The sequence below is a fragment of the Ewingella americana ATCC 33852 genome, assembly GCF_000735345.1.
Taxonomy (GTDB): Bacteria; Pseudomonadota; Gammaproteobacteria; order Enterobacterales; family Enterobacteriaceae; genus Ewingella; species Ewingella americana.
Genome location: NZ_JMPJ01000064.1, coordinates 154,816 through 168,570, shown reverse-complemented (window position 1 = coordinate 168,570; position 13,755 = coordinate 154,816). Strand labels below are relative to the sequence as shown.

General features: G+C 52.3%; 15 protein-coding genes. 11 read left to right on the top strand and 4 right to left on the bottom strand.

The genetic code is table 11. The annotated features are described in order from the left end of the window. Nucleotides 1–8 precede the first annotated feature (8 nt). Nucleotides 9–1,610: an L-aspartate oxidase gene (nadB, locus tag GEAM_RS14115; RefSeq protein WP_172468443.1), complete on the bottom strand. Its 1,602-nt coding sequence runs from the start codon at nucleotides 1,608–1,610 to the stop codon at nucleotides 9–11. A gap of 214 nt (nucleotides 1,611–1,824) precedes the next feature. On the opposite strand from nadB, the gene rpoE reads away from it, so the two are divergent. Genes rpoE through rseC form a run of 4 tightly spaced genes read left to right on the top strand, consistent with a single transcriptional unit; the run spans nucleotide 1,825 to nucleotide 4,527 of the window. Next, the gene (gene rpoE / locus GEAM_RS14110; protein ID WP_034792729.1) at nucleotides 1,825–2,400 is read left to right on the top strand and encodes an RNA polymerase sigma factor RpoE; all 576 of its coding nucleotides are present in this window, start codon (nucleotides 1,825–1,827) and stop codon (nucleotides 2,398–2,400) included. A 29-nt stretch (nucleotides 2,401–2,429) separates the two neighbouring features. After that, nucleotides 2,430–3,080 carry an anti-sigma-E factor RseA gene (rseA, locus tag GEAM_RS14105; RefSeq protein ID WP_034792556.1) on the top strand — a complete coding sequence of 217 codons (651 nt, stop codon included), beginning with the start codon at nucleotides 2,430–2,432 and terminating at the stop codon, nucleotides 3,078–3,080. After that, complete coding sequence (rseB, locus tag GEAM_RS14100) at nucleotides 3,080–4,030, top strand: sigma-E factor regulatory protein RseB (RefSeq protein ID WP_034792555.1); 951 nt, start codon at nucleotides 3,080–3,082, stop codon at nucleotides 4,028–4,030. The genes rseA and rseB overlap by 1 nt, the downstream gene beginning before the upstream one ends. A gap of 17 nt (nucleotides 4,031–4,047) precedes the next feature. Further along, nucleotides 4,048–4,527 carry a SoxR-reducing system protein RseC gene (gene rseC, locus GEAM_RS14095; protein ID WP_034792553.1) on the top strand — a complete coding sequence of 160 codons (480 nt, stop codon included), beginning with the start codon at nucleotides 4,048–4,050 and terminating at the stop codon, nucleotides 4,525–4,527. A 96-nt stretch (nucleotides 4,528–4,623) separates the two neighbouring features. Here the strand turns inward: rseC and GEAM_RS14090 are convergent, their stop codons facing one another. Continuing rightward, nucleotides 4,624–5,445 (bottom strand): DUF308 domain-containing protein, encoded by an 822-nt coding sequence (locus tag GEAM_RS14090; RefSeq protein WP_034792552.1) that lies wholly within the window; start codon nucleotides 5,443–5,445, stop codon nucleotides 4,624–4,626. Nucleotides 5,446–5,834: 389 nt separating this feature from the next. Between GEAM_RS14090 and lepA the strand changes: the two genes are divergently transcribed. The 7 genes from lepA to acpS all read left to right on the top strand — a co-directional run bounded on the left by lepA (nucleotide 5,835) and on the right by acpS (nucleotide 12,427). Continuing rightward, on the top strand, nucleotides 5,835–7,634 hold the full coding sequence (gene lepA, locus GEAM_RS14085) for a translation elongation factor 4 (protein WP_034792551.1): 1,800 nt from the start codon (nucleotides 5,835–5,837) through the stop codon (nucleotides 7,632–7,634). Between the two features lie 26 nt (nucleotides 7,635–7,660). Continuing rightward, the gene (lepB, locus tag GEAM_RS14080) at nucleotides 7,661–8,638 is read left to right on the top strand and encodes a signal peptidase I (protein WP_034792550.1); all 978 of its coding nucleotides are present in this window, start codon (nucleotides 7,661–7,663) and stop codon (nucleotides 8,636–8,638) included. Between the two features lie 225 nt (nucleotides 8,639–8,863). After that, nucleotides 8,864–9,544, top strand: coding sequence for a ribonuclease III (gene rnc, locus GEAM_RS14075; RefSeq protein WP_034792549.1), 681 nt, complete (start codon nucleotides 8,864–8,866; stop codon nucleotides 9,542–9,544). After that, complete coding sequence (era, locus tag GEAM_RS14070) at nucleotides 9,541–10,446, top strand: GTPase Era (RefSeq protein ID WP_034792547.1); 906 nt, start codon at nucleotides 9,541–9,543, stop codon at nucleotides 10,444–10,446. Before rnc ends, era begins: the two co-directional genes overlap by 4 nt. An 11-nt stretch (nucleotides 10,447–10,457) precedes the next feature. Further along, on the top strand, nucleotides 10,458–11,195 hold the full coding sequence (gene recO / locus GEAM_RS14065) for a DNA repair protein RecO (RefSeq protein ID WP_034792545.1): 738 nt from the start codon (nucleotides 10,458–10,460) through the stop codon (nucleotides 11,193–11,195). A 120-nt stretch (nucleotides 11,196–11,315) separates the two neighbouring features. Beyond that, entirely contained in the window at nucleotides 11,316–12,047 is a 732-nt protein-coding gene (gene pdxJ, locus GEAM_RS14060) for a pyridoxine 5'-phosphate synthase (RefSeq protein ID WP_034792542.1), read from the top strand. After that, nucleotides 12,047–12,427 (top strand): holo-ACP synthase, encoded by a 381-nt coding sequence (acpS, locus tag GEAM_RS14055; protein ID WP_034792539.1) that lies wholly within the window; start codon nucleotides 12,047–12,049, stop codon nucleotides 12,425–12,427. Before pdxJ ends, acpS begins: the two co-directional genes overlap by 1 nt. A 25-nt stretch (nucleotides 12,428–12,452) precedes the next feature. On the opposite strand, the gene GEAM_RS14050 is transcribed toward acpS, so the two are convergent. Together GEAM_RS14050 and GEAM_RS14045 are read right to left on the bottom strand one after the other, a co-directional pair. Beyond that, nucleotides 12,453–12,713 carry a YfhL family 4Fe-4S dicluster ferredoxin gene (locus GEAM_RS14050; RefSeq protein WP_034792536.1) on the bottom strand — a complete coding sequence of 87 codons (261 nt, stop codon included), beginning with the start codon at nucleotides 12,711–12,713 and terminating at the stop codon, nucleotides 12,453–12,455. A 100-nt stretch (nucleotides 12,714–12,813) separates the two neighbouring features. Continuing rightward, on the bottom strand, nucleotides 12,814–13,662 hold the full coding sequence (locus GEAM_RS14045) for a MurR/RpiR family transcriptional regulator (RefSeq protein WP_034792533.1): 849 nt from the start codon (nucleotides 13,660–13,662) through the stop codon (nucleotides 12,814–12,816). Nucleotides 13,663–13,755: the final 93 nt, after the last annotated feature.

The following is a 13,755-nucleotide window of genomic DNA, read 5'->3' as shown; positions in this document are numbered from 1 at the left end:
CCACTCTATTAAGGCTGAAGAATGGTTGGCTGAGGCTCGTCGAGCAGGTCAGGGTAGTCGAGTGTGAAGTGCAAACCACGGCTCTCTTTTCGCTTCATGGCGCTGCGAACGATCAGTTCTGCTACCTGAACCAAGTTACGAAGTTCCAGCAAGTTGTTGGAAATTCTAAAGTTGGCGTAATACTCATCAATCTCCTGCTGAAGCGTCATGATGCGGCGCAGCGCACGCTCGAGGCGTTTGGTGGTACGCACAATTCCCACGTAGTCCCACATAAACAGACGCAATTCGTGCCAGTTATGCTGAATAACCACCTGCTCATCCGAGTTATCAACTCGGCTCTCATCCCAAGGCGGTAACTGCTTGGCCAGCTTGGCATGAGGCAGGCGCTTGATAATGTCTTCCGCCGCCGACCAGCCGTAAACCACGCATTCGAGCAGGGAGTTTGACGCCAGACGATTCGCGCCGTGCAGGCCGGTATAGCTCACTTCGCCAATCGCATACAAGCCATCAAGGTCGGTGCGCCCGTGTTGGTCGACCATCACGCCGCCGCAGGTGTAGTGGGCAGCGGGAACAATCGGGATGGCTTCTTTCGTCAGATCAATACCCAGCGACAGCAGCTTTTCATAGATCATCGGGAAGTGCTGCATGATGAATTCCGGCGGGCGATGGCTGATGTCGAGATACATGCAGTCGGCGCCGAGGCGTTTCATCTCGTGGTCAATGGCGCGCGCCACCACGTCACGCGGCGCAAGTTCGCCACGCGAGTCGAAATCTGGCATGAAGCGGCTGCCGTCCGGGCGCTTGAGATAAGCCCCTTCGCCGCGCAGGGCTTCAGTTAGCAGGAAGTTTCTTGCCTGCGGGTGGTATAAGCAGGTCGGGTGGAACTGGTTGAATTCGAGGTTAGCGACCCGGCAGCCCGCGCGCCACGCCATCGCAATGCCATCACCCGAGGAGATATCTGGGTTGGTGGTGTATTGGTAGACTTTAGCTGCGCCGCCGGTGGCTAGGATCACGGCTTTCGCGCGGAAGGTTTCGACCTGTTCTTTTTGGCGATTCCATACATAAGCCCCGACCACGCGCTGAGTACCCGGCAAACCAATCTTGCTCGAAGTGATAAGATCGACCGCGTTATAGCGCTCTTTTACGCAAATATTCGGGTGATTTCTTGCTTTACCTACCAGCGTAGTCTCTACTTCTTTACCAGTAGCATCAGCACTATGCAGAATTCGGCGGTGGCTATGGCCGCCCTCGCGAGTGAGGTGATATCGCTCTTCGGAGCTGGCGTTGGTTTCGGTGTCAAACAGCACGCCTTGGTCTATCAGCCACTGCACGCAATGGCGCGCATTACCGGCGATAAATTCCACGGCTTCTTTGTCACATAAACCGGCACCGGCAATCAGCGTGTCATCTACGTGCGAGCTAATGCTGTCAGTTTCATCGAATACCGCCGCGATGCCACCTTGAGCATAAAAGGTTGAACCTTCGTTTAAAGGTCCCTTGCTAAGGACGGTGACGCTGCAATGGTCGGCAAGCCGTAAGGCTAATGACAGACCGGCAGCGCCGCTTCCGATGATCAAGACATCGCTGACAAATTCAGATGAAGGTTGCATAGCGTATGATGTTTGCAGAAGAAGAGTGAAATTCATGTTAGCCTAAACATCCTGGCAAAAGCCACGGACTTGAGACTTTAATAGAAAAAACAACAGCGATGTGGAACTTAACGTTTCATGTGAACTCCAAGCAGTACTTGCTCAGGAATATAATGATGATAGCTGGCAGTACTACTTTATGCGCGGAGATAGTTTTGGGGAGACTTTACCTCGGATGAGCGAGCAGTTAGCAGATCAGGTTCTGGTCGAGCGGGTCCAGAAGGGTGATCAGAAATCGTTCAATTTACTGGTAGTCCGTTACCAGCATAAAGTAGCGAGCCTTGTTTCCCGCTACGTACCACAAGGCGATGTGCCTGATGTGGTTCAAGAATCATTCATTAAAGCCTATCGCGCGTTAGAGTCATTCCGCGGCGACAGTGCTTTTTATACGTGGTTGTACCGTATCGCGGTCAACACGGCGAAGAATTATCTGGTGGCTCAGGGCCGCCGACCGCCTTCTAGCGATGTAGATGCAAATGATGCTGAAAACTTCGAAAGTGGCGGTGCATTAAAAGAAATTTCGAACCCTGAGAATTTGATGTTGTCAGAAGAGTTACGGCAGATAGTTTTCCGTACTATTGAAGCACTTCCTGAAGATCTCCGCATGGCGATCACCTTAAGGGAGTTAGATGGATTGAGCTACGAAGAAATAGCCGCCATCATGGACTGCCCCGTGGGTACGGTAAGATCCCGTATTTTCCGTGCCCGGGAAGCTATTGATAATAAAGTTCAACCGCTGATTCAGCGTTAACGATGGCGGACACTGGAAGGGTACTAGGCATGCAGAAAGAAAAGCTTTCCGCTCTAATGGATGGTGAAGCATTAGATTCCGAACTGCTGAATTCGCTGTCGGATGATAAAACGCTTCAACAAAGCTGGCAGAGTTATCATCTGATCCGCGACACCATGCGCGGTGATATGGGAAATGTCGTGCATCTTGATATTGCAGACCGTGTTGCTGCTGCGTTGGCGAATGAGCCAGCTAAGCTAGTTCCTGGTGCTGTGCGTGAATCGCAACCGCAGCCTCATTCATGGGAGAAAATGCCTTTCTGGCATAAAGTTCGTCCATGGGCGAGCCAACTGACGCAAGTTGGCGTGGCGGCGTGCGTTTCTCTGGCGGTCATCGCTGGCGTTCAATATTACAACCAGCCTGACGCTTCTGGTGCTTCTCCAGAAACGCCTGCATTCAACACCGTGCCTATCATTGGCAAAGCTTCTCCAGTTAGTTTTGGCGTGCCAACGAGTGAAAGCACTTCGTTAGATGGCAAGCAAAACGTGCAGGAACAGCGTAAACGCATTAATGCTCTTTTGCAGGATTATGAGCTGCAACGTAGATTGCATTCTGATCAGCTTCAGTTGGAAACTGCCACGCCACAACAGGCAGCGGTTCAAGTACCCGGAACTCAGTCTTTAGGAATGCAAACGCAGTAATGAAGCAAATTTGGTTTGCCGTTTGTTTACTGACCGGTAGCCTGTTAACTCCTGCAATCGCCTCGGCAGAACCTACTCCCGAGGCGTTATTGCAAGAGATGAGCAAGGCGAGCCAGTCACTAAATTATGAAATCGCCTTCATTAGCATCACGAAGCAGGGAATTGATTCCTATCGCTATCGTCATGCTATCTCCGATCATATCCCTCTCGCGCAGCTTGTCCTGATGGACGGCCCTCGACGCGAAATCGTCCAGCGTGGCAAAGAGATCAGTTACTTCGAGACCGGGCTTCAGCCTTTCACCCTCGACGGTGACCATATCGTTGATTCGCTGCCGACCGTGGTGTTCAGTGATTTTTCTCGCCTGGCGAAATACTACGATTTTATCCCCGTTGGCCGTGGGCGCGCTGTAGACCGTCTAAGCCAAGTGGTTCGCGTGGTGTCCCGTGATGGTACGCGCTTTAGCTATGTTATCTGGGTTGATGAAGATACCAAGCTGCCGCTGCGCGTCGATCTGCTGGATCGCGATGGTGAAACCTTAGAGCAGTTCCGCGTGATCTCCTTTGTAGACGATGATGAAGTCAAAGGGGCACTCACCGGGCTGGAAAAAGCGACCTTGCCGCCAGTTCTCTCTGTACCCGAAGGCGAAAAAGCCACCTTTACTTGGCAGCCGAAATGGTTACCTGACGGTGTGACTGAAGTTGCGCGTAGCCGCAGAAACTTGCCAAATGTCCCTGTCGCGGTAGAATCGCGCTTATATTCCGACGGGCTTTTCAGTTTCTCAGTTAACGTCAATGCCACCACCAGCGGCCCTTCAGAGCAGCTTGTCCGGCAGGGGCGTCGCACAGTGCAGACAGAAGTCCGTAACGCCAATGAAATTACGGTCGTAGGCGAATTGCCGCCTGCAACAGCGAAACGCATTGCTGATAGCATCGTGTTCGCGACACCCTAAAAGGTTAGGTACTTGATATGTTGAAAGAATGGGCCACAGTCGTTTCGTGGCAGGACGGTATCGCTAAGCTGCGTTGTGAGACGCAGGCGGGTTGTAGCAGCTGCCATTCACGTTCTGGCTGCGGTGCGCGCGTGCTCAACGAGCTAGGCCCGCAAACGGAACATAACCTTCAAGTACGCATTGCCGAACAGCTTCAGCCGGGTCAAAAAGTTGAGTTGGGTATCACCGAAGGTAACCTGCTGCGTTCCGCGCTGTTGGTTTACATGACACCTCTGCTCGGCGTGATCCTGGGCGGCGGGTTGTTGCAGTGGCTGACGCAAAGTGATCTTTACTCGGTGGTGGGCGCGGTGACTGGCGGCGTTGCGGGTTTCTTGGTGGCCCGAGCCTTAGCGACCAGCCTTGAGAAGCAGGCTGGGTATCAGCCGGTTATTTTGCAGATAGGCTTACCGCCAGATGCATTCCGCTTCCAGACGGACAACGCGCATATCGCGCCATAATCTCGGCTTGATTCGAAGCTAAAGAATAAAAAAATCGCTGCCCAAGGGCGGCGATTTTTGTTTCTAGCGTCATTGTCAGGCTTCAGCCGGTTCATGCTAATTGCGGATTGGGATCCGATTCTGGATCATATGTTCAATCAGCGCGATGAACAGGTCGGCATTGAACAGCGATGTATATAACACTGAGAAAAGAATGCGCCGGTTGCCGTCCATCAGGTGGATCATCTGGCTGTTCGAGCCGCCGCTGATATATTGAATTTCCTCAACGGGAATGCAAATTCCATCGTCCGAGGTGAGGAAACGCGCACTCAGCCGCAATTTCTTCTCATTTAACCCCATGAGATTATTAGCAAATAAATGGCGAAGGCCACATCTTGCCGCCGCGTGATAAGTGAAAACTACGCTGCCATCGTTAGCCAGAATATTTAACGCCTGCGGCCCTTTGGTCATCAACTGCTCATTCTTGATCACTTCAACCAGTCTTTCGGCATGGGCAATATTGGGCGTTATTTTGTGCCAATGAGGACTGTTGCCTTCGCGGAAAGCCATAGTGTTGAGTATTTTTCTGGAGTATTTCCCGGTCCTGAATCTATATATCTCAGTGATCCTTTCAAAGGGAATAAAACGGTTTTTGTGCTCCCGTTCATTAATCGCCAGAATTCCATTTTCATGCAGCTGATAGATTTGTTTCGGCTTAAGAATATGGCGGAAAATAAATAAAGCGATGCCTAACCCGATGCTGAAAATAGCGGTGAGGGTGATGACATACAAACCACCGTCGCTTGACCTTCCCAGAGCAAGCAGAAATACCACCTGGACCGCGCCGCCAACGATTAATAATGTGGCGAGAACCATGGTGATCCAGGAATTGACTCTGGCAAAGCCATGCTGACTTAGCAAACGCCCTTCATTGATCATGATGCTAACCTTAGTGACCGGATTGAAAAATAAAGCAAAAAAGTTAAAAAAGTGAAAAATAAAATGCTAATAAATTCTTTTATAACAGTTATTTAAAGGCTTTTCGGCTGGTGAGTATATGAGCATTTTCCTAAAGTCCCAGCGTCCCTGTGCCTATCAAAAAGGGCTGCCTGACTAAGTGCGCTAACTGCTTACAACTTATTGCATTTGCGGGGGGATTTACTGACAGGAATCAGTGCATAATCCAGAGTTCCGTGGCGGTGAGACTAGGTTTTCAGGCCCCTGACATGTAGAATGCTGCGACTCAGGCGAAAGACAGCCAACTTACAAACCGTCGCTGTGTTTTTATGGCGAATGATTCAGAAATACCAAGGTAGAAACTCTTTATAATGAAGAACATAAGAAACTTTTCCATCATCGCTCATATTGACCACGGTAAGTCGACGCTGTCCGATCGTATTATTCAAATCTGCGGTGGCCTGTCAGATCGTGAAATGGAAGCGCAAGTTCTTGACTCAATGGACCTGGAACGCGAGCGCGGGATCACCATCAAAGCGCAAAGCGTCACCCTCGATTACAAAGCTCAGGATGGCGAAACCTACCACCTGAACTTCATCGATACCCCAGGGCACGTTGACTTCTCCTACGAAGTATCCCGCTCCCTTGCTGCCTGTGAAGGCGCATTGCTGGTGGTGGATGCCGGGCAGGGCGTAGAAGCCCAGACGCTGGCGAACTGCTACACGGCGATGGAAATGGATCTGGAAGTGGTTCCGGTTCTGAACAAAATCGACCTGCCTGCGGCAGATCCTGAGCGCGCTGCTCAAGAGATCGAAGACATCGTGGGTATCGATGCCACCGACGCGGTGCGCTGCTCTGCGAAAACCGGCTTGGGTGTTCCAGACGTGCTGGAACGCTTAGTGCGTGATATTCCGCCGCCGGAAGGTGATCCAGAAGCTCCTCTTCAGGCGCTGATCATCGACTCATGGTTCGATAACTATCTGGGCGTTGTGTCCCTGATTCGAATCAAAAACGGTACCCTGAGAAAGGGTGACAAAATTAAAGTGATGAGTACCGGGCAGATTTATAACGCTGACCGTCTGGGTATTTTCACACCAAAACGTGTTGACCGTGACTCACTGGGTTGCGGGGAAGTTGGCTGGTTGGTTTGCGCCATTAAAGACATCCTCGGCGCGCCGGTAGGCGATACCTTGACTCTGTCACGTAATCCTGCGGATAAAGCCCTTCCAGGCTTTAAGAAGGTGAAACCACAGGTTTACGCAGGTCTGTTCCCGGTAAGCTCCGACGACTATGAAAACTTCCGCGACGCTTTAGGCAAACTTAGCCTGAATGACGCCTCACTGTTCTATGAGCCAGAAAGCTCTACCGCGCTGGGCTTCGGCTTCCGCTGTGGCTTCCTTGGCCTGCTGCACATGGAGATCATTCAAGAGCGTCTGGAGCGTGAATACGATCTGGACCTGATCACCACGGCGCCAACGGTAGTCTACGAAGTAGAAACCACCGGCGGCGAAGTGATTTATGTTGATAGCCCGTCAAAACTGCCGGCGCTGAACAACATTCAAGAACTGCGTGAGCCAATTGCTGAGTGTCACATGCTGATGCCGCAAGAGTATCTGGGCAGCGTGATCACCCTGTGTATTGAAAAGCGCGGCGTGCAGACCAACATGGTTTACCACGGTAACCAAGTTGCTCTGACCTATGAAATCCCGATGGCGGAAGTGGTTCTCGACTTCTTCGACCGTCTGAAATCAACCTCTCGCGGCTACGCTTCACTGGATTACAACTTTAAGCGTTTCCAGGCGTCTGACATGGTGCGTGTTGATGTTCTGATCAACGGCGACCGCGTGGATGCGCTGGCGCTGATCACCCACCGTGGTAACTCACAGTTCCGTGGTCGTCAGCTGGTTGAAAAGATGCAGGAACTTATCCCGCGTCAACAGTTCGATATTGCGATTCAGGCAGCGATTGGCGCACATATTATTGCGCGCTCTACTGTTAAACAGTTGCGTAAAAACGTCTTGGCTAAGTGCTACGGCGGTGACGTGAGCCGTAAGAAGAAACTGCTACAGAAACAGAAAGATGGTAAGAAGCGCATGAAACAAGTGGGTAACGTTGAGTTACCTCAGGAAGCATTCCTGGCGATTCTCCATGTTGGTAAAGACGGCAAATAAGCCCCCAATGAGTGGTAGGAGTATGCATGGCTAACATGTTTGCCTTGATTCTGGCGATTGCAACGCTGGTGTCGGGGATTATCTGGTGTCTTGATCGTTTCAAATTTGCCCCGGCTCGCCGGGCAAAGATTGCCGCTCTCAAGGTAGAAACTGCTGGCGCCGTCGATGAGAAGACGCTGAGCAAAGCCGCAAAACAGCCGGGCTGGGTGGAAACCTGCGCCTCTGTTTTCCCGGTGCTTCTGGTGGTATTTGTGGTGCGTTCATTTATCTATGAACCTTTCCAAATTCCGTCAGGTTCAATGATGCCAACGCTGTTAATCGGCGATTTCATCGTGGTTGAAAAATATGCCTATGGCCTGAAAGATCCTATCACTCAGACCAAACTGATCCCAACCGGCGAGCCAAAACGCGGTGATGTGGTGGTATTCAAATACCCATTAAATCCAAGTGTGGATTACATCAAACGTTTAGTGGGTTTGCCGGGCGATCGCGTGACTTATGATCCCTTCAGCAAGCAGGTGACCGTTCAGCCTGCTTGTAACAGTGGTCAGAATTGCAGCACCGCGCTGGCTGTGACTTATGATGAAGGTAAGGCGAGTGGTTTCGTCCAGACTTTCGGTCAGGCTAGCGGCAGTGAAGCCACCAGCGGCTTCTTTGAAATTCCTCCAACTGATAGCGTGCCACAAGACGGTATTCGCCTGTTAGCACGTCAGGAAACCTTGGGCAATGTGACCCATAATATTCTGACCGTGCCTGGCGCGCGTGACCAACTGGGTGCTTATTATCAGCAACCGGGCCAGCCTATGGGGACTTGGGTTGTTCCAGCCGGTCATTATTTCATGATGGGTGATAACCGCGACAATAGCGCCGACAGCCGTTATTGGGGCTTTGTACCAGAGAAAAATCTGGTGGGCCGTGCGTCGGGTATCTGGATGAGTTTTAAAAAGCAGGAAGGTGAGTGGCCAACAGGTGTTCGCCTGAGCCGCATCGGTGGAATTCATTAATTTGTTGCGGTCTATTTCCGCAGCAATATATTTCCACACGTTGTAGAATACACTTTCGAGCGATAAAAGTTGGCTCCCCGGTTTTTAAATTGGTCTTTAAATGACGAGATTTAAAAAGAATAGAGGGAGCCACTGCAAACGAAACAGCTTTGGATTGGCTTAAGGCGAAGCAGGCCTGTTCCGTATGCTGAAGTTTTTGACGCATTCTTGATCTATTGGTAACTCATGAATCCCATCGTAATAAACAGGCTACAGCGAAAGCTGGGCTACACTTTTCAACAGCAGGAGCTCTTATTGCAGGCACTGACTCACCGCAGCGCCAGCAGCAAACATAACGAGCGTTTAGAATTCCTGGGTGACTCAATCCTTAGTTTTGTTATCGCCAACGCTCTTTATCACCGTTTTCCTCGCGTTGATGAAGGCGATATGAGTCGCATGCGTGCCACTTTGGTTCGCGGAAATACATTGGCAGAAATGGCGCGTGAATTTGATCTCGGCGAGTGCTTGCGTTTAGGGCCGGGAGAATTGAAAAGTGGTGGTTTCCGCCGCGAGTCTATTCTCGCGGATACGGTGGAGGCACTCATCGGCGGCGTGTTCTTGGACAGTGATATCCAGAATGTCGAAAGATTGATTCTTGACTGGTACCGTAGTCGTCTTGACGAAATCAGTCCCGGTGATAAGCAGAAAGACCCAAAAACCCGTTTGCAGGAGTTTTTACAAGGTCGCCATCTGCCATTGCCTTCTTATCTGGTTGTGCAGGTTCGCGGTGAAGCACACGATCAGGAGTTTACCATCCACTGCCAGGTCAGTGGCTTGAGCCAGCCGGTTGTAGGAACCGGTTCAAGTCGCAGAAAAGCCGAGCAGGCGGCAGCGGAACAAGCGCTGATACAGCTGGAGCTTGAATGAGCGAAGAAAAAAATTACTGTGGTTTTGTTGCCATCGTAGGCCGGCCTAACGTCGGCAAATCGACGTTGTTGAATGAATTACTGGGGCAGAAGATCTCCATTACTTCACGCAAACCACAAACCACCCGTCACCGTATTATGGGTATCCATACTGAAGGCCCTTATCAGGCTATCTACGTTGACACCCCTGGGTTACACATTGAAGAAAAGCGGGCCATTAACCGCCTGATGAACCGTGCTGCCAGCAGCTCAATCGGTGATGTTGAATTGGTTATTTTCGTGGTTGAAGGCACCCACTGGACGCCGGATGACGAAATGGTAGTGAACAAGCTGCGTGACCTGAAGTCACCTGTCTTGCTGGCTATCAACAAAATCGACAACGTGACCGACAAGTCCAAGCTGCTGCCACACTTGCAGTTCCTCAGCGAGCAGATGAACTTCATCGACATCGTGCCAATGTCTGCCGAGAAAGGTATCAACGTTGATACCATCGCCAGCATTGTGCGTAAGCGTCTGCCGGAAGCGATTCATCACTTCCCTGAAGATTACATTACTGACCGTTCACAGCGCTTTATGGCGTCAGAAATCATCCGTGAAAAGCTGATGCGTTTCTTGGGTGAAGAGCTGCCTTACTCGGTAACCGTTGAAATTGAACGCTTTGTGACCAACGAGCGCGGCGGTTATGACATCAACGGCTTGATTTTAGTTGAGCGCGAAGGCCAGAAGAAAATGGTCATCGGCAACAAAGGCTCGAAAATCAAAACCATTGGTATCGAAGCGCGTCAGGACATGGAAGAGATGTTCGAAGCGAAAGTTCACCTTGAGCTGTGGGTCAAGGTTAAATCCGGTTGGGCAGATGACGAACGTGCGCTGCGCAGCTTGGGTTATGTAGACGACTTATAAGGTCCCCGCCTATGGAAGGCTGGCAACGCGCATTTGTTTTACATGGGCGACCTTACAGTGAAACCAGCCTGATGCTGGATCTCTTCACTGAAGGACAGGGGCGCGTGCGCATTCTGGCAAAGGGTGCGCGCGGACGTCGGTCAAACTTAAAAGGCTGCTTGCAGCCTTTTACACCTTTATTGGTTCGCTGGAGCGGCCGGGGAGAAGTCAAAACCCTGCGCAACGCTGAGCCAGTCTCCCTCGCACTCCCTCTCTCTGGCTTGATGCTCTACAGCGGCCTGTATGTTAATGAGCTGGTGGCCCGCGTCCTCGAGCAAGAAACTAACTATTCCTCGCTATTTTTCGACTACCTCAACTGCCTGCAAAATCTGGCGGGAGCCACCGGCTCTCCGGAACAGTCGCTGCGCCAGTTCGAGCTGGCTTTGCTGCATAACCTCGGCTATGGCGTTGATTTCCTGCACTGCGCCGGTAGCGGCGAGGAAGTGAGCGACACCATGACCTATCGCTATCGCGAAGAAAAAGGTTTTATTGCCAGTCTGGTGGTCGACAACCTGAGCTTCACCGGCCGCGACCTCAAGGCCTTGGCGAATCGCGAATTCCCAGACGTCGCCACACTGCGCGCCGCCAAACGATTTACCCGCATGGCGCTCAAGCCCTATCTTGGTGGTAAGCCGTTGAAAAGCCGCGAGCTATTCCGCCAGTTCTTAGTCAAAAAGCCCGCAACCACACCCGAAACGCCCGCCGAATAAATTGCCCGCTGGGGTACCCGACACGCCTGATACAGGTGTAAACTGCGCCAATTAGCGGGAAAACCGTCAGTATCAACCCGATCCTTTTGCGAACTCTTTAACCTATTTACTGGAGTTGTCATGGCTGAACTGCTGTTAGGCATTAATATCGACCACATCGCCACCCTGCGTAACGCGCGTGGCACGGCCTATCCTGATCCGGTTCAGGCCGCGTTTATTGCCGAGCAGGCGGGCGCTGACGGTATTACTGTGCATCTGCGTGAAGATCGCCGCCACATTACTGACCGCGATGTGCGTTTGCTGCGCCAGACTATCCAGACTCGCATGAATCTCGAGATGGCGGTGACCGATGAAATGATCGGCATTGCCTGCGAAACCCAGCCGCACTTCTGCTGCCTGGTGCCGGAAAAGCGCGAAGAAGTGACCACCGAAGGCGGTCTGGACGTTGCGGGCCAAATCGACAAAATGACCGTCGCCGTCTCCCGCCTGTCAGAAGCCGGGATTTTGGTTTCACTGTTTATTGATGCTGACTTCCGCCAAATCGACGCCGCGGTTGCCGTTGGCGCGCCTTATATCGAAATCCACACTGGCGCTTACGCTGATGCCAAAACCGATATCGAGCGCCTTGCCGAGCTGGAGCGCATCAAGAGAGGCGCGACCTACGCCGCCAGCAAAGGGCTGAAGGTGAATGCTGGTCACGGCCTGACCTACCACAACGTGCTGCCAATCGCCGCGCTGCCAGAGATGCACGAGCTGAATATCGGCCATGCCATCATCGGGCAGGCCGTGATTGACGGGCTGGCAAGCGCGGTGCGCGAGATGAAGCTCCTGATGCGGGAAGCACGCCGTTAATGGCTATTCTTGGACTGGGTACCGACATCGTCGAAATTACCCGTATTGAAGCCGTGGTAGAGCGCAGCGGCGATCGGCTGGCGAAACGGATACTGTGTGCCAATGAGTGGGCTCTGTATCAGAATCACCAGCAGCCGGTGCGCTTTCTCGCCAAACGTTTTGCGGTGAAAGAGGCAGCGGCCAAAGCGCTGGGCACCGGCATCCGTAACGGCTTGGCGTTTGAGCAGTTCGAAGTGGTAAACGACCCATTGGGCAAGCCGGGGCTGGTATTTCACGAGCGCGCGGCGGAAATGGCGTTAGAGCTGGGGGTTAAATCGGTGCACGTGACGCTAGCCGATGAGCGCCGCTATGCCTGCGCCACGGTGATTATCGAAAGCTAAAACAGTACGCTTCGCGCCGCCAGCCTTACAGCTGTGCGGCGTGATGCAGCAATACAAACTTGTCCCACAGCTGCTCATTGGTTTCAGTGTGCAGCGCATCCACAATGATGGTGTTATCGATAGGGCACACGCTTTGGCAGGTGGGTTTATCATAATGACCGACACACTCCGTGCAGCGATCGCTGTCGATCTGATAAATTTCATCACCCATTGAGATCGCTTGATTCGGGCACTCCGGCTCGCACATGTCGCAGTTAATGCATTTGTGTGTGATAAGCAGGGCCATGATCTCTCTCGCGTCAGTAATAATGAAGTCGCGCAGTATAGCAGATTTGACCTGCCCGAGAGCCTGCCGAAAAGACAATCGCGCTGTGGAATGATCCCGATCAAACCAGCTTCTTCACCAACTCCTCGCTGTGCTTAATCCGCCCCGGCGCTCTCTCGCTATCTTGCTGAATTAACGCCATAAATAAGATATCCGTCAGGGAATACTGCGCGGTGGTCGAGGAGATAGCCGCGCCGCGCGTCGCCGGGAGTTCTGCCACGGTGTACAGGCAGTGGGAAGCCTGCTGTTGCAGCGTATTGGGCGAAAAGCCCGTGAGGGCCAGCACCTGCGCGCCACTCTTGCGGGCGACATCTGCCGCCAAATTAATCTCCCGCCGCTCGCCGCTGAAAGAGATAGCCAGCAATAAATCGTCTTTCGACAGCGCTTGAACCGTCGCCAGCAGCACATGTGTATCCGGCTCGGCGATGGCCGTCAGTCCAATTTTCAACAGCTTATACGCCAAGTCTTTCGCCACCAGCCCCGACGCACCAATGCCGGTGAGCACGATTTTACGCGCATGGGTAAGCATCGATAATGCCTGCTGGAGGCGCTGTTCGTTGTTGATATCCAGCGTGGCACGCAGCGCGGCGTACTTTTCCGCCAGCAGCTTTTCGCCGACGGTTTGAAGGCTGTCGGTGCTGATAATCTGATTATGTACCGTGACCGCCACTTCATTTTGCGGCGAGGAGAGAGCTTCACTGAGCGCCAGCTTGAGTGCCGGAAAGCCTTTGTAACCTAGCTTCTGGGCGAATTTCACCACCCCGGACTGGCTGACTCCCGCCATCTCCGCCAGCTTCTGCGAGCTAAGGTGCCGCGCCTTCTCCGGCTGTTGCAGCAAGAAGTCGGCCAGCTTGCGGTCATTCTGCGCCAACGTGGGGTAGAGCTGACGAATTCGGATCATACTGCTCATTGTCGGACCTTCCCTTAGCACCTACGCACATCACGAATTGAACATTATCTTATCTAAGGTAGCAAAATTCCCTCGCCTTTAAGAATAAAATAT